Annotated in this window: 22 protein-coding genes, 2 tRNA genes and 1 other annotated feature; of the genes, 19 read left to right on the plus strand and 5 right to left on the minus strand. The window is 34.0% G+C overall.

The annotated features are described in order from the left end of the window. The first annotated feature begins 40 nt into the window (after positions 1–40). Together FHP05_RS12205 and FHP05_RS12210 are read left to right on the plus strand one after the other, a co-directional pair. Positions 41–114 (plus strand) — tRNA-Gly (locus FHP05_RS12205). 7 nt (positions 115–121) lie between these two features. Continuing rightward, a tRNA-Arg gene (locus tag FHP05_RS12210) sits at positions 122–195 on the plus strand. A gap of 147 nt (positions 196–342) precedes the next feature. Here FHP05_RS12210 and FHP05_RS12215 read toward each other — a convergent pair. Further along, a complete protein-coding gene (locus FHP05_RS12215) occupies positions 343–1,326 on the minus strand; it encodes a TauD/TfdA family dioxygenase (protein WP_147668635.1) in 984 nt (327 codons plus the stop codon). Positions 1,327–1,572: 246 nt separating this feature from the next. Between FHP05_RS12215 and FHP05_RS12220 the strand changes: the two genes are divergently transcribed. The 5 genes from FHP05_RS12220 to yihA all read left to right on the plus strand — a co-directional run bounded on the left by FHP05_RS12220 (position 1,573) and on the right by yihA (position 8,865). Beyond that, positions 1,573–2,541: a DUF3196 family protein gene (locus tag FHP05_RS12220; RefSeq protein WP_147668637.1), complete on the plus strand. Its 969-nt coding sequence runs from the start codon at positions 1,573–1,575 to the stop codon at positions 2,539–2,541. 185 nt (positions 2,542–2,726) lie between these two features. Next, positions 2,727–4,013: a trigger factor gene (tig, locus tag FHP05_RS12225; protein ID WP_147668639.1), complete on the plus strand. Its 1,287-nt coding sequence runs from the start codon at positions 2,727–2,729 to the stop codon at positions 4,011–4,013. A 432-nt stretch (positions 4,014–4,445) separates the two neighbouring features. After that, entirely contained in the window at positions 4,446–5,723 is a 1,278-nt protein-coding gene (gene clpX, locus FHP05_RS12230; RefSeq protein ID WP_147668641.1) for an ATP-dependent protease ATP-binding subunit ClpX, read from the plus strand. A 243-nt stretch (positions 5,724–5,966) separates the two neighbouring features. Next, positions 5,967–8,282 (plus strand): endopeptidase La, encoded by a 2,316-nt coding sequence (gene lon / locus FHP05_RS12235; RefSeq protein ID WP_191126341.1) that lies wholly within the window; start codon positions 5,967–5,969, stop codon positions 8,280–8,282. 1 nt (position 8,283) lies between these two features. Next, on the plus strand, positions 8,284–8,865 hold the full coding sequence (gene yihA / locus FHP05_RS12240; RefSeq protein WP_147668645.1) for a ribosome biogenesis GTP-binding protein YihA/YsxC: 582 nt from the start codon (positions 8,284–8,286) through the stop codon (positions 8,863–8,865). A 39-nt stretch (positions 8,866–8,904) separates the two neighbouring features. Here the strand turns inward: yihA and FHP05_RS12245 are convergent, their stop codons facing one another. Beyond that, positions 8,905–9,387 carry a LiaI-LiaF-like domain-containing protein gene (locus tag FHP05_RS12245; protein ID WP_147668647.1) on the minus strand — a complete coding sequence of 161 codons (483 nt, stop codon included), beginning with the start codon at positions 9,385–9,387 and terminating at the stop codon, positions 8,905–8,907. Between the two features lie 182 nt (positions 9,388–9,569). Here FHP05_RS12245 and hemA point away from each other — a divergent pair, with 182 nt between their 5' ends. From hemA to FHP05_RS12285, 8 genes are all read left to right on the plus strand, one after another. Then, positions 9,570–10,937, plus strand: a complete 1,368-nt coding sequence (hemA, locus tag FHP05_RS12250; RefSeq protein WP_147668649.1) for a glutamyl-tRNA reductase — start codon at positions 9,570–9,572, stop codon at positions 10,935–10,937. Positions 10,938–10,949: 12 nt separating this feature from the next. After that, on the plus strand, positions 10,950–11,768 hold the full coding sequence (locus FHP05_RS12255; RefSeq protein WP_147668651.1) for a cytochrome c biogenesis protein: 819 nt from the start codon (positions 10,950–10,952) through the stop codon (positions 11,766–11,768). 46 nt (positions 11,769–11,814) lie between these two features. Then, a complete protein-coding gene (gene hemC / locus FHP05_RS12260; RefSeq protein ID WP_147668653.1) occupies positions 11,815–12,744 on the plus strand; it encodes a hydroxymethylbilane synthase in 930 nt (309 codons plus the stop codon). Continuing rightward, entirely contained in the window at positions 12,744–13,520 is a 777-nt protein-coding gene (locus FHP05_RS12265) for a uroporphyrinogen-III synthase (RefSeq protein ID WP_147668655.1), read from the plus strand. The genes hemC and FHP05_RS12265 overlap by 1 nt, the downstream gene beginning before the upstream one ends. 2 nt (positions 13,521–13,522) lie before the next feature. After that, positions 13,523–14,503, plus strand: coding sequence for a porphobilinogen synthase (hemB, locus tag FHP05_RS12270; RefSeq protein ID WP_147668657.1), 981 nt, complete (start codon positions 13,523–13,525; stop codon positions 14,501–14,503). A 34-nt stretch (positions 14,504–14,537) separates the two neighbouring features. Next, complete coding sequence (gene hemL, locus FHP05_RS12275) at positions 14,538–15,827, plus strand: glutamate-1-semialdehyde 2,1-aminomutase (RefSeq protein ID WP_147668659.1); 1,290 nt, start codon at positions 14,538–14,540, stop codon at positions 15,825–15,827. A 208-nt stretch (positions 15,828–16,035) separates the two neighbouring features. Beyond that, complete coding sequence (gene spoVID, locus FHP05_RS12280) at positions 16,036–17,178, plus strand: stage VI sporulation protein D (protein WP_191126342.1); 1,143 nt, start codon at positions 16,036–16,038, stop codon at positions 17,176–17,178. Positions 17,179–17,234: 56 nt separating this feature from the next. Next, positions 17,235–18,263 (plus strand): phosphotransferase, encoded by a 1,029-nt coding sequence (locus tag FHP05_RS12285; protein WP_147668663.1) that lies wholly within the window; start codon positions 17,235–17,237, stop codon positions 18,261–18,263. Here the strand turns inward: FHP05_RS12285 and FHP05_RS12290 are convergent. Continuing rightward, a complete protein-coding gene (locus FHP05_RS12290) occupies positions 18,235–18,423 on the minus strand; it encodes a hypothetical protein (protein ID WP_147668665.1) in 189 nt (62 codons plus the stop codon). The two genes, FHP05_RS12285 and FHP05_RS12290, sit on opposite strands and share 29 nt — an antisense overlap. A gap of 130 nt (positions 18,424–18,553) precedes the next feature. Next, positions 18,554–18,782: a binding site (T-box leader), on the plus strand. Positions 18,783–18,822: 40 nt separating this feature from the next. Here FHP05_RS12290 and FHP05_RS12295 point away from each other — a divergent pair. Then, on the plus strand, positions 18,823–21,462 hold the full coding sequence (locus FHP05_RS12295; protein WP_147668667.1) for a valine--tRNA ligase: 2,640 nt from the start codon (positions 18,823–18,825) through the stop codon (positions 21,460–21,462). Between the two features lie 27 nt (positions 21,463–21,489). Here the strand turns inward: FHP05_RS12295 and FHP05_RS12300 are convergent, their stop codons facing one another. Both FHP05_RS12300 and FHP05_RS12305 read right to left on the minus strand, forming a co-directional pair. After that, positions 21,490–22,362, minus strand: coding sequence for an ATP-grasp domain-containing protein (locus FHP05_RS12300; protein WP_147668669.1), 873 nt, complete (start codon positions 22,360–22,362; stop codon positions 21,490–21,492). Then, positions 22,352–23,266, minus strand: coding sequence for an ATP-grasp domain-containing protein (locus FHP05_RS12305; protein WP_147668671.1), 915 nt, complete (start codon positions 23,264–23,266; stop codon positions 22,352–22,354). The genes FHP05_RS12300 and FHP05_RS12305 overlap by 11 nt, the downstream gene beginning before the upstream one ends. Before the next feature lie 262 nt (positions 23,267–23,528). Here FHP05_RS12305 and FHP05_RS12310 point away from each other — a divergent pair, with 262 nt between their 5' ends. The 3 genes from FHP05_RS12310 to radC all read left to right on the plus strand — a co-directional run bounded on the left by FHP05_RS12310 (position 23,529) and on the right by radC (position 26,678). Next, positions 23,529–24,815 carry a bifunctional folylpolyglutamate synthase/dihydrofolate synthase gene (locus FHP05_RS12310; protein WP_191126343.1) on the plus strand — a complete coding sequence of 429 codons (1,287 nt, stop codon included), beginning with the start codon at positions 23,529–23,531 and terminating at the stop codon, positions 24,813–24,815. 233 nt (positions 24,816–25,048) lie between these two features. After that, a complete protein-coding gene (locus tag FHP05_RS12315) occupies positions 25,049–25,942 on the plus strand; it encodes a hypothetical protein (protein WP_147668675.1) in 894 nt (297 codons plus the stop codon). A gap of 166 nt (positions 25,943–26,108) precedes the next feature. Further along, positions 26,109–26,678, plus strand: coding sequence for a RadC family protein (gene radC / locus FHP05_RS12320; RefSeq protein ID WP_330998093.1), 570 nt, complete (start codon positions 26,109–26,111; stop codon positions 26,676–26,678). Positions 26,679–26,790 lie beyond the last annotated feature (112 nt).

The following is a 26,790-nucleotide window of genomic DNA, read 5'->3' on the forward strand; positions in this document are numbered from 1 at the left end:
GAAAAAATTGTTTTGAAAAAAATAAACATAAATTTTTGATGCGGGTGTAGTTTAGTGGTAAAACCTCAGCCTTCCAAGCTGATGTCGAGGGTTCGACTCCCTTCACCCGCTCCATACATATGTCCCAGTAGCTCAGTTGGATAGAGCAACAGCCTTCTAAGCTGTGGGCCGGGGGTTCGAATCCTCCCTGGGACGTTAGAAAATGAAACGCTGTAACCTTTGTATAATAAGGATTACAGCGTTTTTGATTTTGGCTGGGAAGTTCACAAAAAATAACACACACATGGAATATGTAAGCGAATTATAGGAATCAAGTTAAGGTACCATTCGCATATTTTTTCACTATTTCACCAAAGCTTTTTCAATCCCACTTCTTGTCGAAAATTCAGGAGCAAGTTCGCGACTATTAGGCATGGTTAACCATAATCTTAATAAATGGCGTCTACGCTCAGGTTCCTCATAGTCTTCAAACAATGTGCGTGAATGGAGCACTGTATTATTATTTGCAAATTGTATATCCCCTGGTTCCAACATCATATCGATACGGATGTTTTCATCATGGAGAATGGAATCTATAAGATCAAATGCTTCTAATTCTACCTTAGATAATGGGAATCCCTGTTTTTTCTGTCCCGATTCGATATATTCACGCATATATCTGCAGCTCAATTTACCCTTATAGTAACTAAAAATAGGTGTCGTTCCCTGTGAGTTTTCAATGCCTAAGTGATCGATGTAATATGGCCGGTAGAGAAGTCCGATATATTCTGGATGCTTTTCCAATATTTCATTATAAAGTGTTGCAGAACTTGCAAGGCTACTTAGGCCACCTGATTTTGCCTTACGAAGAGACAATAGTCCAACAACATCAGATAAATCTGTGTGATAAGGAAGGTGTGTATTTGTTTGATAGACACGGAGATTTTCAGCCCCTGTAGTATTGATATTTTTGACATTTCCTAGGAGGTCTCCTTTTGCATTTTGAGTGACCGGAATACCCATGTGAAGTCCTAGACCATAGTATATGATACTCACTTCTTCATCCGTATATTTTTCAATCGGCAATCCACGGATTAATAAAAAGCCTCTCCCGTTCTCTAATTCATTGTTAAAGTAAGCAATTTCTTCATTGAGTTCAGAAATCGGAAAATCCTCTTTGTTAAAATTAGGTGCTTTTAATCCCTGTTTTTGTACATAATGCAGTGCATTTTCAAGAGTTGTAATGGTTTTTTCTGATAAATAGTAAATCCAGGAATCATCCTTAGATAGTTCACTTCCTTTCCACGCTACTGCCCCTTTCACTTTGCTCTTTAAAATTGTTCTCAAAGTTAATCCTCTCCCTATTTAAATAAAGTTATATAGGAATATAACAAATATTTATATTTTTCTCAACAAAATATGCAATTTAATATTTTTGGAAAAGTTTTTTTAGTTTTACTAAAAGACATAATAATTAATTTGTTAGATGTATCCTTGCTATTTGTATAAGAAAAGTGATAAAATTTACGGAATCCCCATTTTAATAAAATAAGACATGTCAAAATATATAAGAAAAGGAGGGAATACTACTACATGGCGAATGATAATGTTATTCTATTTCCTAAATGGAAGACAGAACTAAAAGAAGAAAGTTTAAAAGCATTAGAGGAAAAAAAGTATGCAGAGGCTCTAATTAAATTTGATGAATTAATAAAATTTAAAGAAGTTTCACATGAAATAATTATGGGGAAGTTGATTTGTTTACTAGAGCTTGGTCATTATGAAGAAGCAGAAGAACTATGTATTAATTCAATGATAATGGAAAAAGGTGAAACATATTATCATTACGTACATATTTATTTAACTATTTTGTTCCAGACAAATCAATATAAAGAATTAATGGAATATGTGGAAGAAAAATTAAGCAATCCATCGATTCCTGAGGCATCTAAACTACAATTTCAACAGTTATATGAATTGAGTAAAAGTATGGATAACAGTTTGAAAGAGAAAAACTCAATAAATTACATAAAATCTTTTTGGAAATCAGTAGAAAATGAGGATATACCTAAACAGTGGCAACTTATTCAGGAACTAAGGAAAACAGAAACAACCCCTAAGCAAGATATAGGATTACTATTACAACACGAAGAAATTCATCCAGTTGTTAAAACTGCCATTTTTCAATGGTTACAAGAAAGAGAGATAAATCATCAAGTGCTGGTTTCGAAATTAGACGAGAAAAGACAGCTTATACCTACACAAGTTCCTAACATAGAACAAACACCATTTATTCAAGACATACTAAAAAAGATTAATTTAGTGGAACAAAAGAACCCTACATTACACTCCATGCTTAAAGAAATGATATATCGTTATACATATGTTAAATATCCACTACTCCCAGATTCTGATAATATTCAACAATACGCAACTTCTTTCCTAGCTTTGGGTAAACAGTATTTGCATACATATGAAGAAGATGTCGATGAACAAGTACTATCATATATGGAAGAAATTAAAATGTGCGAGACATTATATTTAAGTATCATTGAACAGTAATGTATAGAACAATCCTTGAAAGCTAAAGAAATTATGTTATAATATAATGGTCGTAATATGGGTGTAGTAGAAAGAATTTAGCTATATTCGTTTACTTTTACATGGTACATATTTTATGAAAATATTGGATCGTACCAAATAATAAATGAGTGTAATTTTACATAATAGATTTTGGAGGGAAAATTATGACTGCCAAATGGGAAAAACAAGAAGGCAATGATGGTGTATTAACATTTGAAGTTAGTGCAGAGAAATTTGAAGAGGGATTAGATAAAGCATTTAAGAAAGTAGTAAAAGATGTACAAATTCCAGGATTCCGTAAAGGAAAAGTTCCACGTGTTATCTTTGAAAAACGTTTTGGTGTAGAAGCATTATACCAAGATGCAATTGACTTTGTATTACCAGAAGCTTATACAGGAGCGGTTGAGGAGACAGGAATTGAACCAGTTGATCAACCATCTATTGATATCGAAGAAATTGAAAGAGGTAAGTCGCTTGTATTTACAGCTGATGTAACTGTAAAACCTGAAGTAAAGCTTGGGGACTATAAAGGTTTAGAAGTGGAAGAACAAGATGTCAATGTAACAGATGAAGATGTTGAAGAAGAAATCAAACGTGAACAAGAGCGCCTAGCAGAACTTGTTGTGAAAGAAGAAGGTGCTGTTGAAGAAGGCGATACAGTTGTGATTGATTTTGAAGGATTTGTTGACGATGTTGCTTTTGAAGGTGGGAAAGGAGAAGACCATTCACTAGAAATTGGCTCTGGACAATTTATCCCAGGTTTTGAAGAACAATTAATTGGTAAAGAGACTGGTGCAGAAACAGATGTCAAGGTTACTTTCCCTGAGGAATACCATGCGGAAGATTTAGCTGGTAAAGAAGCTGTTTTCAAAGTCACTATTCATGAAATTAAGACAAAAGAACTTCCAGAAATCGATGATGAATTTGCTAAAGATATCGATGATGATGTGGAAACATTAGATGAATTGAAAGCGAAGAAAAAAGAAGATTTAGAAGCACAGAAGAAACAAGATGCTGAAAATAAAACAAAAAATACATTAATCGAAAAAGCGGTGACTAATGCAGAAGCGGATGTCCCAGAGGCAATGATCCATACAGAAGTAGATCGTATGTTACAAGAACTTCAGCAAAACCTGCAAATGCAAGGTATGACAATGGATATGTATTATCAATTCTCTGGTCAAAATGAGGCTGGACTTCGCGACCAAATGCAAGATGATGCTAAAAACCGTGTTATGACAAGCTTGACATTAGAAAAAATTGCAGAAGTAGAAGATTTGAAACCAACGGATGAAGATGTGGATGCAGAATTAGATAGAATGGCCAACATGTATGGTGTTGAAAAAGCTCAAATTGAGCAAATGCTTGGTGGAAATACAGAAATGGTAAAAGGCGATTTAAAAGTTCAAAAGGCAATTGATTTCTTAGTACAAGAAAGTAAAACAATCTGACCTTTAATGGAATATGGAGATATTACTGTAAAACAAGGTGCAGTTTTGATGCACCTTGTTTTGTTATCTTCATTATATTTTATCGCAGATTAAGTGACTATAAGATCCCCTTACTTCAATAATTCAAGAGAATTAAGAATTATATGTGAGGGATAAAGAAAACTCCCACTGATTGGAAATTTACTTAGATTAACTTTAGAACATACATGAATGATTTGACTTTTTTTGTATAGCATCCATAATATAAAGATAAGATTTCTATCTAATCAATTATTATCAGTTTTAAAAAAGCATATTTTAAAGTATAATCAAATAAATTGAGTATATAGTAACGTAAAGGTATTTTATTTTGTTTTTAAATACGCTTTTGATATGATGAAAATACAATCTGATGGTGATTAAACTGATTTAAACTTTTAGGGGTGATAAAGAATGTTTAAGTTCAATGAAGAAAAAGGGCAATTAAAATGTTCATTTTGTGGTAAAAGCCAAGAACAAGTCCGGAAACTAGTTGCTGGACCTGGCGTTTATATATGTGATGAATGTATTGAATTATGTACGGAAATTGTTGAAGAAGAATTAGGTACAGATGAAGAAATTGAATTCAAAGAAATTCCAAAGCCAAAGGAAATATGTGAAATTTTGGATGACTATGTAATTGGACAAGAAAATGCTAAAAAGAACTTGTCTGTTGCTGTGTACAATCACTATAAACGAATTAACTCGAAACAAGCGAATGATGATATAGAATTAGCAAAAAGTAATATTGCAATGATTGGTCCAACAGGAAGTGGGAAAACTTTACTTGCACAAACACTTGCAAGGATTTTAAATGTTCCATTTGCGATGGCAGACGCTACTTCATTAACTGAGGCTGGTTATGTCGGAGAAGACGTGGAAAACATTTTGTTAAAATTAATCCAATCAGCAGATTATGATGTAGAGAAAGCAGAACAAGGAATTATTTACATTGACGAAATTGATAAGGTTGCTCGTAAGTCTGAGAATCCATCAATAACAAGAGATGTGTCTGGTGAAGGAGTCCAACAGGCATTATTGAAAATTTTAGAAGGAACGGTAGCAAGTGTACCTCCACAAGGTGGTAGAAAACATCCACATCAAGAATTTATCCAAATTGATACAACAAATATTTTATTTATTTGTGGTGGAGCGTTTGACGGGATCGATCAAACTATTAAGCGCCGCTTAGGTAATAAAGTAATTGGTTTTGGGGCAGACCTCGATACAAAAGAAATGGATAAGGCTGAATTACTATCGAAAGTACTCCCTGAGGACTTATTACGATACGGACTTATTCCAGAATTTATTGGGCGTTTACCTGTACTTACTAGCTTAGAACCATTGGATGAAGAAGCAATGGTACAAATTCTAACTCAACCAAAGAATGCACTTGTTAAACAATACACGAAACTATTCCAAATGGATCATGTCATATTAGAATTTGAAGATGAAGCACTTGTAGAAATTGCTAAGAAGGCAATTGAACGAAAAACTGGTGCAAGAGGATTGCGCTCCATTATTGAAGAAATTATGTTGGATGTCATGTATGAACTTCCATCTCGTGAGGATATAGAAAAATGTGTCATCACAAAAGACACTGTTACAGATGAGAATGGCAGTCCTAAATTAGTTTTTCATGATGGTACAGTCCTAAAAGGTAATGAAAAATTACCAAAGGAAAGCGCCTAATTAAATTTACAAAATGATTTGGATGAGACTGACTAAAGCGTGCCAACTCTTACAAGTAGTGTTTGAAAAGAAGAGTGTGTCAGGTGCCTTGAAGCAGTCTCATTGTTTATTTAGAATGTTTTTTGAGGTTTCTAGGCTGAATATATAGATTTCGAATATACTATACATACATAGTCCTTATGTTTTTAAAGAATTTTTTCATTATATATATTGAAAAATGGAATAAAATAGGAGGCAATAATTATGACAAAAGAAACTACCCTTTTGCCCCTCCTTCCGCTACGTGGGTTACTTGTATTTCCAACAGTGGTTCTTCACTTAGATGTAGGACGGGATAAATCAATTGCAGCATTAGAAAAGGCAATGTTGGAGAATCAGCATATTTTTCTTGCTGGACAAAAAAAGATAAGTATAGAAGATCCAAATCCAGATGAAATATACCGGATTGGGACGGTTGCAAAAGTAAATCAAATGCTTAAATTACCAAATGGTACCTTCCGTGTATTGGTAGAAGGTTTATACCGAGCAGAGATCGTTCAATATCAAGAAAAACAAGATTCCTATATGGTAGAAGTTACTGAATTAAATGAAATAGAAGGAGATAAAAACAAAACAAAAGCATTAATGCGCCATCTCCTTGATCAATTTGAACAATATTTAAAACTGTCTCGAAAAGTTAAGAAGGAAATTTTTACAACTGTATCAGATATTGAAAATCCAGGTAGATTAGCTGACATGATTGCTTCACATTTACCACTAAAGATTAAAGAAAAACAAACAATACTTGAAACGGTGGATGTACCTGAACGATTACGACACCTAGTGGAATTCATATCAAATGAAAAGAAAATTCTTGATTTAGAAAAGAAAATAGGCCAGCGTGTCAAGACATCCATGGAAAAAACACAAAAAGAATATTATTTGCGTGAGCAGTTAAAGGCCATTCAAAAAGAACTAGGAGAAAGAGACGGAAAATTAGGTGAGGTAGGAGAGCTAAGAGAGAAAATTAAAGAATCAGATATGCCAGAGCATATTGAAAAGATTGCTTTAAAGGAACTAGATCGATATGAAAGAGTTCCACAAAACTCTGGAGAAAGCTCGATTATTAGGAATTATTTAGAATGGTTACTTGTATTACCTTGGACAAAGAAGACAGAAGACAAGATTGAGTTAGATCAAGCACAAAAGGTTTTAGATCGTGATCATTATGGCTTAGAGAAAGTGAAAGAGCGTGTATTAGAATATTTAGCAGTACAGAAATTAACAAACTCTATAAAAGGCCCAATTATTTGTTTGGTAGGGCCACCAGGAGTCGGAAAAACATCTCTCGCTCGTTCAATTGCAGAATCAATCAATCGTAATTTTGTTAGGGTTTCTCTTGGCGGTGTTCGAGATGAAGCTGAAATTAGAGGACATAGGCGTACGTATATTGGTGCGATGCCGGGAAGAATTATTCAAGGGATGAAGAAAGCAAAGACTGTTAACCCTGTCTTTTTATTAGATGAAATTGATAAAATGTCGAATGATTTTCGTGGGGATCCTTCCTCAGCAATGTTGGAAGTATTAGACCCAGAACAAAACCATAATTTTAGTGACCACTTTATAGAGGAAACATATGACTTGTCACAAGTTATGTTTATTGCAACAGCTAATTATGTGAACAATATTCCTGCCCCACTATTAGATCGAATGGAATTAATCTCTTTATCAGGATATACAGAAATCGAAAAATTACATATTGCCAAAGACCATTTACTACCGAAGCAACTAAAAGAGAATGGTCTTACTAAATCGGAGTTACAGGTGAGAAATGATGCATTAATGAAATTGATTCGAAGGTATACACGTGAAGCAGGGGTTCGTAATTTAGAACGAAAACTGGCAACCATTTGTAGGAAAACGGCAAAAATTATTATTTCCGGGGAACAGAAGAAAGTAATTGTAACAGAAAAACGGTTAGAAGATCTTTTAGGGAAACCAATTTTCAGATATGGTCAAATGGAAGAGAAGAATCAAGTTGGTGCAGCTACAGGTTTAGCGTATACATCAGCTGGAGGGGATACATTGTCCATAGAAGTTGCCCATTATCCTGGAAAAGGAAAACTTGTCCTTACAGGGAAATTAGGTGAAGTGATGCGTGAATCTGCTCAAGCTGCTTTTAGTTATATTCGTTCCCGAGCAGAACAATTAAAAATTGATCCTGATTTTCATGAAAAAAACGATATTCATATTCATGTCCCAGAAGGTGCTGTTCCAAAGGATGGACCATCAGCAGGAATAACGATAGCAACAGCACTTGTATCATCTTTAACAGGGCGCCCTGTTAAAAAAGAAGTTGGAATGACAGGAGAAATTACACTCCGCGGAAGAGTCTTACCAATTGGCGGTTTAAAAGAAAAGTCCTTAAGTGCACATCGAGCAGGTATTACTACCATTATTATCCCAGAAGAGAATGAAAAGGATATAGAAGATATTCCTGAGAGTGTGCTTGAAGATTTAACATTTATTAAAGTTGCTCACCTAGATAAAGTGTTGGAGCATGCATTAGTGGGGGAATAAAATGAAAGTAAGTCGTGCAGATTTTGTAATTAGTGCTGTAAGTGAAAAACAATACCCAAATGATCAATTACCAGAAATCGCATTAGCAGGAAGATCTAACGTAGGAAAGTCATCATTCATTAATACGTTGATTCAACGAAAAAATTTAGCTAGGACTTCTGCAAAACCCGGTAAGACACAAACATTGAATTATTATCGAATTAATGAACAGTTTTATTTTGTAGATGTTCCTGGATATGGATATGCCAAAGTGTCGAAACAAGACCGCCAAAAATGGGCAAATATGATGGAAAACTATTTTGAACATAGGGAAGTTCTAAAAGCGGTTCTTCTTATTATTGATATACGCCATGATCCAACACAGAATGATATTCAAATGTATGATTACTTAAAATATCATCAATTGCCAGTTATTGTAGTCGCAACTAAACTTGATAAAATTGCAAAAGGAAAACGAACAAAACATCTACAACGTGCAATAAATTTACTAGAATTAGAAAAAGAAGATGTAATGATTCCATTTTCTTCACAAACAGGTGAAGGCAAGAATGAAGCATGGCAAGTAGTCAAATCGTTTTTATAAACAACAAAACAGCTGTAAACCCAATTGGAACAGCTGTTTTTATTTCTTTCTCCTTAAGAAGTATAAACCAATAATAATTAAGGCAACTGGCCAATATTTTTCTACATAATAAAAGATTTGATTGACCCATGCAAAAGATTCCGGAATAAAACTAGAATACATCATAATTAATGCAATTCCGGAAATAATAACACTTTGAAGGAAACCTTTTTTTGTTTTTAAGAAACGAATGAATAAGGCAATACCGATAATTAATAAATACATGGCCCAATGATCAATCCAAAAGGAGTAATATTTTAGTCCATGAAAGTGAATCCCTAATCCAAGTAGAAATGTCCCTGTGAATAATTGATTATAGTCTTTTACTTTAAAACTATAAATTAGGAAAGCAAGCCCAATAATAATTAAAAACGTTGGCCATGAGTAAAAATCAGTGATAATTGGTATCTTAAACTGCCTTAACAAAAAGAATATTCCAATTCCGATTAATAAATAACCAGTAAAAAGATGCTGTTTTTTCATAGTGTTCCACACCTCATCATTTATACTTAAGTATTATATCATAATATTTAAACGTTTATAATGATAAAAAGTTTCAAATTCTGTTCACAAATACAAAAACACGTTATAATAAAATATGTTAAAATAAAGGGTAGTGTTCATTGGAAGACAAAAACCTCTTCAAATTTAATGGAGGAGATAAGGTGTTTATATTAAAAGTTGGTGTCAATCATATAACAGCCCCGGTAGAAATTCGAGAAAAGCTCGCCTTCTCTGAAAATGAATTAGAAGAGGCGATGCAGACATTAAAAGGGCAAAAAAGCATTTTAGAAAATATTATTATATCTACATGTAATCGTACAGAAATCTTTGCGGTTGTAGATCAATTGCATACAGGTAGATATTATATCACACAATTTATAGAAAATTGGTTTGGAATAAACAAAGAGGAATTTTCGTCATATTTAACGATAGTTGATGGAAATGAGGCAATTGAGCATTTATTTAAATTAACAGCTGGACTAGATTCCATGGTGCTTGGAGAAACCCAAATTTTAGGTCAAGTTCGTGATGCATTTTTTATTGGACAACAGGTAAAGACAACCGGTACAATTTTTAATGAATTGTTTAAACAAGCGATTACTTTTGCTAAACGAGCACATCATGAAACAGCGATTGGAGAAAATGCAGTTTCCGTAAGTTATGCTGCAGTAGAGCTTGCTAAAAATATATTCTCAAATATTAAAGATAAACACGTTGTTGTTTTAGGTGCTGGAAAAATGGGAGAATTAGCAGCTAAAAATCTCCAGGGGTCAGGTGTTTCACAAGTAACCGTTGTCAACCGTACTGTAGAAAACGCAGAAAAACTAGCGCAAAAATTTCAAGCAAAAGCAGCTTCAATGCAAGAATTAAAAGAAGTGCTCGTGTCGGCAGATATTTTGATTAGTTCTACAGGTTCAGAACAAGTTGTTCTAACAAAAGAGAAACTTCAACCTATTGTCAAACGAAGAAAAGGTAAACCATTATTTCTTGTAGATATTGCTGTTCCAAGGGACCTTGATCCTGCTATTGATGAATTAGACAATGTGTTTTTATATGATATTGATAACTTACAGCATATTGTCGATGAAAATCTTGAATCAAGACAAAAAGCAGCAGCACATATCGAGTCTTCAATCGGTGTTGAAATTACAGCATTCAATCAATGGGTCAATGAATTAGGTGTTGTCCCGGTCATAGTAGGTTTACGTCAAAAAGCTTTAACCATTCAAGCAAATACGATGAAAAGTATTGAAAATAAATTACCAGACTTAACGGAAAGAGAAAAGAAAATCTTAAACAAACATACAAAAAGCATCGTTAATCAACTAATAAAAGAACCAATTACACAGGCAAAAGAACTATCAAGTAAAAAGAATGCAGACGAGGCTTTAGAATTATTTGTTGAGATTTTCGGTATTCAAGATCATGTAAAAGAACAGTTAGCAAAACAAGCCAAAAAAGACCCAGCAACAAAAGAGAAAATGAAATTAATTTTCCCTTTTATAGATAAATTGATTTCTGTAAAGTAGAAAGGTTGAATTATGTTTGAATTGATAAACCTTTTTGAAATTATTTTAATTGTTTATGGATTAAGTTTAATTATATATTTTATTGATTTTATTCAACATAACCGGAAGGTAAATAAACTAGCCTTCTGGTTACTTTGTATCGTCCTATCTTTACAAACTGTATACTTATTGTACAAAATGATATGGATGAAGAGTCTTCCAATTGGTACGTTGATTGATAGCTTGTTTTTTTATAGCTGGATTCTTGTATTATTTTCTATCATTATTAATTTGTTAGAAAAAAACAAATTTATTATGCTTGTAACAAATATAGTGGGCTTTCTTATTTTAACATTACATGCAGCAGCTTTTTCAGAGAACAACTTTCAATCAAGCAGTATTCAATTTACCAATGATGTGTTAATTACACATGTTACATTAACAATTGTTTCTTATGGATTTTTTACATTATCATTTATCTTTTCTTTAGGTTATTTAGTAAATTATCATTTGATAAAAAGAAAGAAACAGTTAAAATGGGCTAAAAAACTTGGAGACCTAGCAAAATTGGATGCCTTTTCATTTAGCGCTGTAACAATTGGTACACCTCTTTTATTAATTGGTTTAATGCTAGGATTTGTGTGGGCCTTTCTATCTGGTGATGAATTTTATTGGTTTGATATGAAGACAATTGGTTCTGTAATTGTATTTATCGTATATATTCTTTATCTGTTCTTACGGCTTGTGAAGGGATATCAAGGAAAATCCATTGCGATATTTAACACAGCTGCATTTTTATTATTACTTGTTAACTTCTTTTTATTTAGTATGTTATCTAATTTTCATTTTTAAATGTTAAGATAGGTGCTTTCTGTTAGGACATAGAGGGAGGAAAATAATGCGTAAAATTATTGTTGGATCAAGAAGAAGTAATTTAGCACTAACACAGACAAAATGGGTTATTGAACAATTAAAAAATGCCGGGGTAAAAAATGAATTTGAAATAAAAAAAATTGTAACCAAGGGAGATAAAATCTTAGATACAACATTATCTAAAGTTGGTGGGAAGGGATTGTTCGTAAAAGAAATTGAACAAGCGATGTACGACAAAAAAATTGACTTTGCCGTTCATAGTATGAAAGATATGCCTGCCGAAATGCCAGAAGGCCTGGTTATTTCCTCCATACCAATTCGCGAAGACCATAGAGATGCATTCATCTCAAAAAGCGGAAAGAAATTACATGAACTTACTAAAGGTGCTATTGTAGGTACAAGTAGTTTACGTAGAGGAGCACAAATTCTAGCAGAACGTCCAGATTTAGAAATTAAATGGATTCGCGGAAACATTGAAACAAGATTAAGGAAATTAAACGAAGAAAATTATGATGCCATTATTCTAGCTGTTTCTGGTATGAAACGAGTAGGAATGAAAGAAGATTTAATTACCGAATACCTTGATCCAATCGTTTGTGTTCCGGCTGTTGGTCAAGGTGCATTAGCCATTGAATGTCGTGAAGATGATGATGAATTACATCAAATTTTAGATATGATTAATGATAAAGAAACAGAAATTTGTGTGACAGCGGAAAGAACCTTCTTAGGTCTTATGGAGGGAAGTTGCCAAATTCCAATTGGTGGCTATGCGTCCCTTGATAATGATATTATTACATTAACGGCTCTTGTTGGATCTCCTGACGGGAAAACAATATTAAAAGAAACAGTACAAGGTAAGGACCCTGTTCTTGTTGGAAAAGAGATTGCTAAGACATTAAGTGATCAAGGTGCTAAAGAAATTATTGATTCCGTGAAAGAGGAGTTAGATAAATAATGGGCCCATCTCTCGAAAATAAAACTATTCTCGTAACACGTGAAAAAAAACAAGCTAAAGAATTTTCGAGGAAAATCAAAAAAATTGGTGGCAAACCCGTGGAAATACCTTTACTGAAGATAACGTGTAAAGATCATCCAGAAAACAAACAAATATTCGAAGAGCTAGCTGGATATGAATGGCTTTTTTTCACGAGTATAAATGGTGTACATTCCTTTTTTGAATTGCTACAAAAGTATGGTATGTCGGTGAACAGTATAAAAGGGAAAAAAATTGCAACAGTTGGTCACAAAACAGAGAATTGCTTGAAGGAATATGGCTATCATGCAGATTTTATCCCAACTATTTATAATGCGGAAACAATGGCGGCTGAGTTTTCAGAACAGCATTCTGTAGATGGAAAATTCTTATTGGTGCGTGGTAACCGTTCGATGAATGTTTTACCGGAAGCATTTTCGAAATTACGTGTTGATTATAGTTCTATGGAAGTGTATGAAACATCTCTTCATTTGGAAATACAACAACAGTTACAGAAAACATTACAGTCCAATTCATTTGACTATTTAACATTTACAAGTCCATCTACAATAGATGCTTTTGTTCAAATGAATGGATTAAAATACATAGAAATAGAAACTACAATATGTGTTTGTATTGGAACAACGACAGAGAAGGCAGCAATTACAGCGGGTTTTAAGAAAATTCTCGTTCCAGAACAGTTTACGATTGATGGCATGATTCAAGTGATGTTAGATCATCTAGGAAAGGTAGGATGAAAATGACGAACAAACAATTTAGGCGCCACCGAAGATTACGTTCTTCCACTACTATGCGAGCTATGGTTCGTGAAAATCATATACGAACAGAAGATTTAATCTATCCACTTTTTATTATGGAAGGTGAAAATATAAAACGAGAAGTTCCTTCCATGCCAGGTATTTATCAACTCTCCCTTGATTTAATAAGTGGGGAAATCCAAGAATTAGAAAAACTAGGGATTAGCTCAGTTATATTATTCGGGGTGCCTAATGAGAAAGATGAAGTAGGTACAGGAGCATATCATGAAGAAGGTATTGTCCAACAAGCAACAAGGAAAATAAAGAAAGAATTCCCTAATCTTTTAGTTATTGCAGATACATGTTTATGTGAGTATACTTCTCATGGGCATTGTGGAGTTATTAAAAATCATGATGTTGATAATGATGAATCATTGTCACTATTAGCCGAAACAGCGGTTTCACAAGCAAAAGCAGGTGCAGACATTATTGCACCATCCAATATGATGGATGGTTTTGTTACTGTAATTCGCAAGGCTCTTGATGAAGCAGGATTTACCCATATTCCAATCATGTCTTATGCTGTAAAATACGCTTCTGCCTTCTATGGGCCTTTCCGTGATGCAGCAGATAGTACACCAGAGTTTGGTGATAGAAAAACATATCAAATGGATCCAGCAAATAGAAGAGAAGCATTCCGTGAAGCAGCATCTGATATGGCTGAAGGTGCAGATTTTTTAATTATTAAACCAGCTTTGTCATATTTAGATATTATACGTGAAATACGTGAACAACACCCTGTACCAATTGTTGCTTATAATGTTAGTGGAGAATATTCCATGGTGAAGGCAGCAGCATTAAATGGTTGGATTGATGAAAAGGCACTTGTACTGGAAAAGTTAGTTTCCATGAAACGAGCTGGAGCAGATTTGATTATTACATATCATGCAAAAGACGTTGCAACGTGGTTAAAAGAATCTTAAGTTAAGACAAATATACTTATTGAGGTGATGGACAATGACAAACTTTACGAAGTCAATCGATGCATATAAGGAAGCAGTAGAGTTAATGCCTGGTGGAGTAAATTCACCTGTTCGTGCATTTAAATCAGTCGGAATGAATCCTATATTTATTGAGAGTGGGAAAGGTTCCAAAATAAAGGATATCGATGGAAATGAATATATTGATTATGTACTTAGTTGGGGTCCACTTATTTTAGGACATGCTGATGATAGGGTTATTGAGAAACTAAAAGCTGTAGCGGAAAAGGGAACTAGTTTCGGTGCATCATCTTTATTAGAAAACAAACTAGCAGAATTAGTAATTGAACGTGTTCCATCCATTGAAATGGTTCGTATGGTTAGTTCAGGTACAGAAGCAACAATGAGTGCACTTCGTTTAGCACGTGGTTATACTGGAAGAGATAAAATTGTTAAATTTGAAGGTAGTTACCATGGACATAGTGATTCATTATTAATTAAAGCAGGTTCTGGAGTTGCAACATTAGGGTTACCAGATAGCCCTGGTGTACCTGAAAACGTTGCTAAACACACCATCACCGTACCATTTAATGATATAGAAAGTATTCGTAAAGCTTTTGAAGTATATGGGGATGACATTGCAGCAGTTATTGCTGAACCAGTTTGTGGAAATATGGGAGTTGTACCACCAAAAGAGGGGTTCCTCCAACAAGTAAGAGAGATTACCAAACAACACGGATCACTATTTATTCTTGATGAAGTAATGACAGGATTTCGTGTCGGATATCATTGTGCCCAAGGATACTTTGATGTTGAGCCAGACATAACATGTTTAGCAAAAGTAATTGGTGGAGGTTTACCAGTAGGTGCATTCGGTGGAAAACGAGAAATTATGGAACATATCGCTCCAGCAGGTCCAGTTTATCAAGCTGGGACATTATCAGGTAATCCACTTGCAATGACAGCTGGTTATGAAACACTAAATGCTTTAACAAAAGAAGACTATAAAGTGATTGAGAAGAAAATTGACCGTTTAGAAGAAGGATTTAGACAAGCATCTAAAAAACATGAGATTCCAATTCAAATTAATCGAGTTGGATCTATGTTTGGTATTTTCTTCTCAGAAGAGCCGGTTGTAAACTTTGAAACAGCTCAAAAATCAAACTTGGATTATTTTTCACAATACTATCGCGCAATGATTGAAGAAGGAATCTATTTACCACCATCTCAATTTGAAGGTTTATTCCTATCTACTGCACACACAGATGAAGATATCGAAAAAACTGTTCAAGCGATTGATAAAGCATTTTCTAAAATTGAAAAATAATGAAGCCATTAAAGCTATTCCTTTAAGACGAAGGAATAGCTTTTTCTTCATCGTAGGTTAACTGGGTATAAGCCCCCTCCACTTATAAAAGTTATACTTTATCTTTTGGAATATTCTTCTCTATATAGCATATCTGATTATATTTATTCATATAGATAATCATGACATCGTTATGCAATGGAACGTATAGTTAAAAGGGGTGAATAAAGTGTCAAATGATTCATTTGTTTTTCATTTTGATTTAAGAGAATCACTTTATTTAGAGGGTAATCAAGGAATTTCAGAAATTATAAATATTGCATTAGACCCGGAAATCTCTATTCAAGAATTTAATGATTACTATTCTATTAGAGGTGTGATTAGCTTAAATGGTGAGCATGTTCAAACAGAAGTAAACCATGAAGGTGTAACTTCATCTCTTAATGAGTATGATTTTAAACGGTATATGGAAAAAAACGAGGACCTAGGAGAGGGTCTAGGTGAGTTTGCACATCGATTCCCGGTAGAAATTTCTATCCCATCCTATCGTGTAGCAGATGTAGATGATGTGAAAGTAAGTATTGCATCTTTTGATTATGAGTTACCAAGCCCACAGAAATTGATAATCAATGCAACAATAGGAATTCAAGGAATTGAAGACGATCCAACTACTCCTGAACGAGAAGAAAGTCCAGTAGAACTAACGGGTGAAGAAGAAAATATGGAGGAAGAAGAAATATTAGGGAGTATACAGGAAAAAGTGGAGGAAGAAAATCGGGATACATTTGAGTTTGAAGTGGTGAAAAAGAAGGATGATGAATATGAACGTGAAACAGTACAATCGTCAGATTCTTCGGAGTTACCTCATGCGGACACTGAAATAGAAGTTGAGGAGGAGACAGAAGGACCAGAACGACTAGACAAGAAAGAAGAAAAGTCAGAAGAAGATCGATTATTGTTTAAGAAAAAAACCCAGTCTTTACAAGAGTTTTTTGCAACAAAACAAGATAATAATAAGAAAGAAGATACATCTAATGTACAAGACGCACCTACAGAACATGTCGAACAAAAAGAAGACGCACAAGGAGTAGTTTCAGATGTAAATGCAGCAGAAGAAGTAGAGAACAATGAAGAAGAAAGAAAACAAACAGAAGGAATGGATGTAAGCTTTTTATCTGATATGATACGAAATAATGAGGAAACATATACACAAATGCGCCTATGTATTGTACAGAAGGATGACACAATAGAATCGATTGCAGAACGATATAAAACAACTTCATTGCACATTATAAAACGAAATCAGTTGGAAGATGACGCCGTTTCGGAAGGTCAGTTGTTATATGTGCCTTTAAAAAACAAATCAAAATAATTTATCTATTACCCCTTGCTTAAAAGCTTGGGGTAAAATTTTAGGGAGGTGTAATTGTGAATTTTGTGGTGGACTTACTTTCTTACTATCAATTATATCCTACAAAAATCAAGCAAATAACAAAATCTTTATATAAAATAGAGGCAAATGGTAGTACATTTGCCCTGAAAAAGTCATCCCTTACAAAAGAAACGGTACCTTTTTTTGAACAAATTTATCATATTGCTTTTTCCAAAGAATTAGTAAATTTCATCCCTGTTTATTTAACAATACATAGAAAATTATATTTGGAATATGGTGAAGCAATTTACTACTTGACCCCTTGGTTTGAAACAAAACAACAAAAAAATAGATATGGACCTATTTTTCAAGTATTGGGTAAAATTCATTATGAAACAAAACAAGTATCAACAATTTCAAATAAAGAATTAATCATTTCCTTTCAATCCTATCAGACTGCATGTCAGAAGCAATATAAAAAATTAGAATCTTTTATTGCAATCTTTGAAGAAAAAAGATATATGGCTCCATTTGAATTACAGGTTTGTACGCAATTTCATCATATGGAACAACTTTTTAAGAAAATAGACCAATATTTAGAGCGATTAATAGAGGCAATTGAAAAAGAGCATAAATGGAGTTATAGTTTATGTCACGGTGATTTTCATGATAATCATGTTTTACAAACGCCAGAATCATTGTATGTAATAAATTGGGAACAGGCTTCTTTCAGTCACCCAATGATAGACATTGTAAGTTATTATAAGCAGGCCTGTTCCCACTACAGTATCGATGAAGAAGCATTACTGGGAGCTTTTCATTTATATATGGAAAAAAATGAATTACAGTTAAATGAATTATATTATATATTGATCTATTTATTGGACCCGAAAGATTATATGCAAGTTGTAGAGAGTTATTTACTAGATTATAATACAAATCAGCTTGAACTTATTATGGGAATAGAACGTATCTTTCGTGTTCTATTATTTGGTTTGAAATGGGAACAGTTGTTTCATGAATATAGAAACCAGGATGAAGAGATTGATGAAACGACTAAATCCACCTCTGATGAAAAGCAATAAATAATAAAACAAGTAATCCAAGTAAGACAACATCAAGTGTTGTTGGGAAGAATAGCGTGCGTATTAATTGGAAAATTAGAATTGGAAGGGTACATTTCTCAATAATGATTAAACAATTCCGAGCCCATGGTGGGAGCCGGTATCGATAAAACCTCGACATATCACTCACCCTTTTAAAAGTCACATTGTTGATATTATTTGATATTATATGTTTATATAGCTCTGTTTTGTGAAAGCATATGAAAAAGAATTGCATTTTAATTCGATATTGATTAATATAAAGATATATTAGAAATGCGATGATGAGGAATAGTACAAATTCATTGCCTACAGAGAGGGAAGTAACTGCTGGAAGCTTCCTAGGAAAAATGATTTGGAAGTCGCCTTTTATGCAGCTTTTTTGAAAGGGAATTCCCAAGTAGAAAAGGCCGGTTCTGGACCGTTATCCAATCAAAGTGTATAGGTGATAATACCTATAAACGAAGGTGGTACCGCGAAAACAGTCTTTTCGTCCTTTAAGGATGAAAGGATTTTTTTATTTTTTTAAGGAGGTTTTTATATGACGTCAGAACAATCACTACCCTCTAAATATAATCCACAAGAGGTAGAAAAAAATCGTTATTCATTTTGGTTAGATGGAAAATTTTTTGAAGCTACGAATGATACAACGAAAGAACCGTTCTCCATTGTAATTCCCCCTCCAAACGTAACAGGAAAGTTGCATCTGGGGCATGCGTGGGACACAACAATGCAAGATACGATTGCGCGAATGAAACGAATGCAAGGTTATGATGTCCTGTGGTTACCAGGAATGGATCATGCGGGAATCGCAACACAAGCTAAAGTGGAGGCAAAGTTAAGAGAAGAAGGCTTATCAAAGTATGATCTAGGTCGGGAAAAGTTTTTAGAAAAGTCATGGGAATGGAAAGAAGAATATGCTAACTTTATTCGTAAACAATGGTCAAAGGTTGGCTTAGGTTTAGATTATTCTCGTGAACGCTTTACAATGGATAAAGGTTTATCAGATGCTGTTCAAGAAGTCTTTATTAAACTTTATGAAAAGGGTTTAATCTACAGAGGCGAATACATTATTAACTGGGACCCACGAACAAAAACAGCTTTATCGGATATCGAAGTCATTTATGAAGAAGTACAGGGTCATTTCTATCATATGCGTTATCCAATTAAAGATAGTGAAGAAACAATTGAGATTGCAACAACACGTCCGGAAACAATGCTTGGAGATACAGCCGTTGCAGTTCATCCCGATGACGAACGTTACCAACATCTTATTGGTAAAACGGTAATTTTACCGATTGTTGGAAGAGAAATAAAAATTGTAGCAGATAATTACGTAGATAAGGAATTTGGTTCAGGTGCCGTTAAAATTACACCAGCCCATGATCCAAATGATTTTGAAATTGGAAACCGTCATAATTTGAAACGAGTCCTTGTTATGAATGAAGATGGGACCATGAACAAAAATGCAGGAAAATATGAAGGAATGGACCGTTTCGAATGTCGTAAACAAATTGTGGAAGACTTACAAGAAAATGGTATTTTATTTAAAATTGAAGAACATACCCATCAAGTTGGACACTCCGAACGTAGTGGTGCTGTTGTTGAACCATATTTATCGACTCAATGGTTTGTAAAGATGCAACCACTAGCAGATGAGTCTATCAAAATGCAACAAGGAGCAGAAAAAGTAAATTTTGTTCCAGAACGATTTGAACGCACATATATGCATTGGATGGATAATATTCGTGATTGGTGTATTTCACGTCAGTTATGGTGGGGACACCGGATTCCGGCATGGTATCATAAAGAAACTGGAGAAATTTATGTTGGAAAAGAGGCACCAGAAGATATTGAAAAATGGAAACAAGATGAAGATGTATTAGATACATGGTTCTCCTCTGCATTATGGCCATTTTCAACAATGGGTTGGCCAAATGAAGAAGCAAAAGACTATAAACGCTATTTCCCAACAGATGTGCTTGTTACTGGGTACGATATCATTTTCTTCTGGGTTGCACGAATGATCTTCCAATCAAAAGAATTTACAGGAAAACGTCCATTTAAAGATGTGTTAATTCATGGTCTGATTCGAGATGAACAAGGCCGCAAGATGAGTAAATCATTAGGGAATGGTGTCGATCCAATGGATGTTATCGATAAATATGGCGCTGATTCCTTACGCTACTTCTTGTTAACGGGGTCAACTCCAGGTCAGGATTTACGTTTTAGCTGGCAAAAGGTAGAAGCAACATGGAATTTCGCCAATAAAGTGTGGAATGCTTCTCGATTTGCTTTAATGAATATGGAAGGCTTCACGTATGAAGATATTGATTTATCAGGAGAACTTTCATTAGCAGATAAATGGATTTTAACCCGCCTAAATGAAACAATTGAACAGGTAACAAAGAATACGGATAAATATGAATTTGGCGAGGCAGGGCGATATCTTTACAATTTTATTTGGGATGAGCTTTGCGACTGGTATATTGAAATGGCTAAACTTCCATTATATGGTGAAGATGAGGCACAAAAACAAACAACACGTTCTGTTTTAGCGTATGTGTTTGATCAGACTATGCGCATGTTACATCCATTTATGCCGTTTATTACTGAAGAGATATGGCAAAAGCTTCCACATCAGGGGGAATCTATTACCGTTGCTAGCTGGCCTAAAGTTCGTCAAGAATTCCATGATGAACAAGCAGCAAAGGAAATGAAACGTTTGGTTGCAATTATTAAATCTGTCCGAAATATTCGTGCAGAAGTGGACACACCTATGTCTAAACAAATTCAATTGTTGATTCAGGCGGAAACAGAAGCGATTGCTGAAGAATTGGAAAGTGAACGTCAATATTTAGAACGTTTTTGTAATCCAAGTAAGCTAATAATAGCTACAGAATTGGATACTCCAGAACAAGCAATGACAGCTGTTGTTACAGGAGCACAGGTTTATTTACCGTTAGAGGGATTAATCGACTTTGATAAAGAAATAGCCCGCCTAGAAAAAGAATTAGAAAAATGGACGAAAGAAGTTCAGCTTGTCCGGAAGAAATTAAGTAATCCTGGATTTGTAAATAAAGCACCAGAAGCAATCGTAGAAAAAGAAAGACAAAAAGAAAAGGATTATCTAGATAAACAGGAGAAAGTACAAGAGAGATTAAAGGAATTGAAGAATTAAGTAAAAAAGGAACATCGCTAGTTTTAGTTAGCGATGTTCCTTTTTTGCTAATTGCTGTTTTATAAAAGTAATATATTTTTCAACAATATTAATAGAAGATACCGAACTTAGTGTTCTGGAACCGACGACATCCTCGATTTCATTGAATAAAAGATTCCCTTGATCATCAAATAAGAAATCAATACCAACCATACCAAAATCAAAATGTTGAATGATTCTTTCGATTAGTTGTTTTTCCTTTGATGAGAGTTCATACCACGTAGCAGAACCACCTAGTTTAAAATTAGCACGAAAATCGCTATTACTTTCTCGAAGGACTGCACCAATGATTTCCTTTCCAACAACAAATACCCGAACATCTTTTCCTAATTGAACATCCGCAGTTTGAATTATGAGGTCTTTATTTATTGAAGATTTAAGAAAATGCATCCATTCTGTTTTTGTTTGAATGAAGTAGACTTGTTTTCCACCTCTACCACCTGCTTCTTTGATAACAAAAGGAAGTTGAAAAGGTAATTCTGTTGGCAAGTCCTGACTTTTTACAAATAGTGTGGAGACCATTGGAATTTGTAATTTATTGATTTCTAAATGTGTTCTTGCTTTATGATTACAGATGCTGCTAATATGAGAAGAATTAAATACTATCACTCCTAATTGTTCAATATGGAACGATAGTAATGGTTCTACCGTACGAACGATGGCGAAATCGGGAAGCGTTGTTTTTTTATGATTTATATAAGCACATGGTTCATTATGGATAATTCCTATTTGTAACTTTTCACGTAGAATGAGCGTAAGTTCGATTTCTTTATTTTTCGCTTCTTGGAGAAACCATTCGATAAATGACATGTTTTCCTTTGCATCTTGTTTGGAATAAATGAGCCATCCTTTATTTGTCATTTTTTTCATCCTTAATACCGAGAGTTTGGATGATATGATCAATTATGAAATCTGCTGGATTAATATGTGTACATTCATAAATATTTCTTATATGTGCATTGGAATTAATTTCACAGATGATTGGTTGTTCATTTTCTCCAAAAAGTAAATCTACTCCCGCAAAATCAGCCCCAATTGCTTGAGTTGCTTGAATGGCTAGAGTTTTTTCACGTTCAGAAGGATAATAAGCTTCCATTTCTCCACCAGTGGTTATATTTGCTCTGAAGTCATTCTTTGAGGTCCGTTTCATAGCTGTTACTACTTGGTTGCCAACTACTTGTAGTCGGATGTCCTTTCCATAACTTGTTTCAATGAATTGCTGAAATAAAAAAGATTTCCCATGGATTTCGTGAACTTTTTTTCGAAGTTCTTCCTTTGTATGGATTAAATAAACTTGTTCACCGAAAGATCCAAATGCTTCTTTGACAATTAGTGGTAGCCTTAATGTTTCTATGATTAATTCCAAATTATAAAAATGATCCAAATGATGATTGGAAAAAGCTTTTGGTGCTACAATTGTTTTTGGAATTGGTAAATGATGTTTTGCTAATAATTGATAGGTCCGTATTTTATCATCACTTATTTCAATTGCCTCTGCACGGTTAAATACAGGGATTCCTAGCATTTCAAGATGTTGGGCTAAATAAATATCCTTATCTGTAAAAATGACAAAGTCAGGGAGATTCTTTTCTCCTTTTGTCAGCAATTTAGACTGCTCATATAAATAGGTTAGCAGCTGATTGTTTGTAAATAATATAGTATCAATATATTGCTTTTTTGCGGCAAGTTGCAGCATCATTGCAAAATCCAGGAATTTTTTACTTTGTAAACTTCCATTATAAATAATCCATCCAGTCAGTGTCACTACTGATTTCTCCTTTAATTTATATTCCAAATGTATCGCAGATTAACTGGCTGTAACACCTCCACTTCAAGAATTCGAGATACTCAAGAATTATAAGGGAGGATCAACAGCCAGTATAGGCCCGATTCGTTCAACTAACACTCGGTGGGAGATGAAGAAAACTCCCACTGAGTGAAGTTTCACTTTATAATTGTGATATACTGTTTTTATTATACATGATAAAAGTTCTAAGAAGCGAATAAAAAATGATGAAGGTGTAATGATGTTTAATAGTTATGAAGAAGTCGAAAAGTACATGAAACAAAGAGATGTAATTGGGATAAAACCTGGTTTAGAACGAATGAATAGATTATTAACACGAGTAGGTAATCCAGAACAGGAAATAACAGCCATCCATGTTGCCGGAACAAATGGAAAGGGCTCTACCATTCATTACATGAGTGAGGCCTTCAGGAGTCATGGATATCAAGTTGGGATATTTACATCACCTAGTATGTATGGATTAAGAGGGCATATATTACATAATGGACTACCAATTAGTAAAAAAAACATTCTATCCATCATGAATGAATTATATCCATATATTCAACAATTAGATCAAGAGGAAATGGCACCAACCCCTTTTGAAATATTAACAGTCATTGCTTTTCGATATTTTGCTAAGTATGTAGATTTATCGTTGATAGAAACAGGAATGGGTGGGAGGGAGGATACAACTAATTGTATCACGCCTATTTTGTCGATTATTACAAGTGTTGCAAAAGATCACCAAGCACTTTTAGGGAATACAATCGAACAAATAGCCTCTCATAAAGCAGGGATAATTAAACCAATGATACCGGTTATTTTAGGAGAATTAGAAGAATCTGCCTATCAAGTAATATTGGAAGAGGCAAAGAAAAAACAAGCGAAGGTATATCGATTCGGATTTGATTTCACTTGTGATAATAAAAGACAAGAAGGTACAAGGCAACATTTTCAATGGAAAACAAAGACAATAGAAATGCCTATCTGTTTACAAATGAGTGGGGAGCATCAAGTAAAAAATGCTTCAATGGCATTGATGGCTTTGTTTATTTTTCATCAAAAATATTATCCATTAAACAAAAAGTATATACAAAATGCACTTACTCATACTCAAATTCCAGGTCGGTTTGAGAAAGTGTCTGAGCAACCACATATCATTATTGATGGAGCACATAATCAAGCAGGAATAGATGCCTTTATTCAGACGGTAAATGAACAGTATAAAAATAAAAAGAAACAACTTGTTTTTGCTGGTTTTAAAGATAAAGATTTAAAAGAAATGTTAACAAAATGTATTCCGTTTTTTGAGTCAGTTTATATTACAACGTTTGAACATCCACGGGCAATCGGAGCAAGGCAATTACAAAAAGAAATTGGTGCTTCAAATTTATTTGTAGAAGAGGATTGGCAAGAATTATTAAGAGGGCTTATAACTTCTTCATCTTCCAAAGAAGAATCTATTTTTATTGTTGGCTCTTTTCATTTCATCACAATAGTTCGTCGATATTTATTGGGAGAATAGGGAGATATATCTTATAAATACAGAGTAATCAAGATGGCTCCAATCATCAAAAAAGATGATTGGAGCCATCTTTTAGAATTCTCGGCTAGTTTTGTCCCAACGTTTTATAATACCGATTTTTTTGCGATATTTGTCTAACGAAAATAACTTAGAACTGACAAAATTCTCCTTACTTTTTATATGTTTTATGATAGGTTTAAAAATACAAACTATTGGATGAAGGAGACATACTAATGAAAAAGAATCCCAATTTGAAGATTAAAGTGAACGGAAAACAATCAGGTTATCCAAAACAAAAGAAGTATCAAAAGCTGTCCACTTCTTCCTTTGAAAAAACAAAAAAAGATAAAAAACGTATGAATTATCCCTCAATAAAAAAACAATCTACAAAACCACCCAGGAATAAAAAACAATTTTCCACAGGAAAGAAACGCATTGCCTTCGCCAGTTTATCGGCAATTATTATTGGCTCTTTAATGGGATTAATTATGTTAAATATGTTTGGAACATTACATGAAGAACAAGAATATGAAACAAACCAGGTATCAAAAACAAATACATCCAAGAACGTCCCCGTGGAAGGAAGTTCAACTGACAAACAGAAACACATTCTTCCGACGATTACTGCTTTTGTACTACAAGGTGGTGTGTTTTCAGAACAGGCTAATCTAGACGAAATGACTGCTTTATTTAAACAAGTGGGTCAAGAAACATTAACTTGGAAACGAGATCAAGTAACATACTTATTTGTTGGACTAGCCCATGATGAAAAAATAGCGAACACACTTGCATCTAAGATGAATGATAAAAGTCTAGAAACATATGTCAAAGAGTGGTCCACACCAGAAACAGAGGTATCACTTTCGAGCATAGATTATAAATGGTTAACAAATTTTCAACAATTATGGAATCAAGCCCTTCCATCTGTACAAAACAAAACAATTGATGGGAAACAATGGAAGGAATTATATGGCAATCAAGTAGAATCCGAAGAAATGAAATCTTTTATTAAGCAAACAAGCCCAATCATAGAAAAACTAATATCAAAACCTGGAGATATTACAGATATGCATTTTTTAAAATTATGGTTAGAGTATGAGAAACTACTACATTCCTTTAAAAGTTAATTCCCACCTTTTTAAGTTGATACGTGTCATGAAAAATCATCTTTATCTAGAGAAAATACTATTGTTATTAAAAAAATATCTCCATTTTTAAATAACACCTATTTGTTATTCGTTCCCTTTCCCATTATGCTCAATTCAATCATAAAGGAAAGGAGGGATCTGTTTTATGAAATCGGAAATGATTATGATTAAAGATGTCCCTGTGGAAGAACGCCCACGAGAACGCCTATTAAGACTAGGGACAGCCAATCTGTCAAATCAAGAATTACTTGCTATTTTGCTTGGTAGTGGTACGAAAAAAGAGTCTGTCATGTCTTTAGCAAATCGGGTAATTATCCATTTTGAAGGATTAAAACTTTTAAAAGATGCGACTATTGAAGAATTAACAGCAATTAAGGGAATTGGTAATGCGAAAGGCGTTGTCATTCTTGCTGCGATTGAATTAGGAAAACGAATGAATCACTATCGCCCAAATGAACCATACACCATTCGTTCACCAGAAGACGGTGCAGATTATGTCATGGAAGAGATGCGGAGTCTGAACCAAGAACATTTTGTAGCACTTTTTTTAAATACCAAAAATCAAATTATCCACAGACAAACGATTTTCATAGGTAGCCTTAATGCTTCCATTGTCCACCCCCGTGAAGTTTATCGTGAAGCAGTCAAACGGTCTGCAGCATCGATAATTGTGGCTCATAACCATCCATCTGGCGATCCGTTAACCATAGTATAATAAATAATAGTAGTTAAAGTAGTTTAGGAGGAGATGTTAAAGGGAGATTTTACTTTAAATAAAAATTAACAAGGTTTATAATTTGTAGTACTTAAAGTGTTTAAAGAGGGGG

The sequence above is a fragment of the Cerasibacillus terrae genome, from assembly GCF_008039555.1.
Taxonomy (GTDB): domain Bacteria; phylum Bacillota; class Bacilli; order Bacillales; family Amphibacillaceae; genus Cerasibacillus; species Cerasibacillus terrae.

Bases quoted from the DNA above. Each gene is read 5' to 3' on its own strand.
- FHP05_RS12220 (WP_147668637.1), top strand. From the start codon at position 1,573: ATGGCGAATGATAATGTTATTCTATTTCCTAAATGGAAGACAGAACTA.
- tig (WP_147668639.1), top strand. From the start codon at position 2,727: ATGACTGCCAAATGGGAAAAACAAGAAGGCAATGATGGTGTATTAACA.
- clpX (WP_147668641.1), top strand. From the start codon at position 4,446: ATGTTTAAGTTCAATGAAGAAAAAGGGCAATTAAAATGTTCATTTTGT.
- lon (WP_191126341.1), top strand. From the start codon at position 5,967: ATGACAAAAGAAACTACCCTTTTGCCCCTCCTTCCGCTACGTGGGTTA.
- yihA (WP_147668645.1), top strand. From the start codon at position 8,284: ATGAAAGTAAGTCGTGCAGATTTTGTAATTAGTGCTGTAAGTGAAAAA.
- FHP05_RS12245 (WP_147668647.1), bottom strand. From the start codon at position 9,387: ATGAAAAAACAGCATCTTTTTACTGGTTATTTATTAATCGGAATTGGA.
- FHP05_RS12255 (WP_147668651.1), top strand. From the start codon at position 10,950: ATGTTTGAATTGATAAACCTTTTTGAAATTATTTTAATTGTTTATGGA.
- hemC (WP_147668653.1), top strand. From the start codon at position 11,815: ATGCGTAAAATTATTGTTGGATCAAGAAGAAGTAATTTAGCACTAACA.
- FHP05_RS12265 (WP_147668655.1), top strand. From the start codon at position 12,744: ATGGGCCCATCTCTCGAAAATAAAACTATTCTCGTAACACGTGAAAAA.
- hemB (WP_147668657.1), top strand. From the start codon at position 13,523: ATGACGAACAAACAATTTAGGCGCCACCGAAGATTACGTTCTTCCACT.
- hemL (WP_147668659.1), top strand. From the start codon at position 14,538: ATGACAAACTTTACGAAGTCAATCGATGCATATAAGGAAGCAGTAGAG.
- FHP05_RS12290 (WP_147668665.1), bottom strand. From the start codon at position 18,423: ATGTCGAGGTTTTATCGATACCGGCTCCCACCATGGGCTCGGAATTGT.
- FHP05_RS12295 (WP_147668667.1), top strand. From the start codon at position 18,823: ATGACGTCAGAACAATCACTACCCTCTAAATATAATCCACAAGAGGTA.
- FHP05_RS12300 (WP_147668669.1), bottom strand. From the start codon at position 22,362: ATGACAAATAAAGGATGGCTCATTTATTCCAAACAAGATGCAAAGGAA.
- FHP05_RS12310 (WP_191126343.1), top strand. From the start codon at position 23,529: ATGTTTAATAGTTATGAAGAAGTCGAAAAGTACATGAAACAAAGAGAT.
- FHP05_RS12315 (WP_147668675.1), top strand. From the start codon at position 25,049: ATGAAAAAGAATCCCAATTTGAAGATTAAAGTGAACGGAAAACAATCA.
- radC (WP_330998093.1), top strand. From the start codon at position 26,109: ATGAAATCGGAAATGATTATGATTAAAGATGTCCCTGTGGAAGAACGC.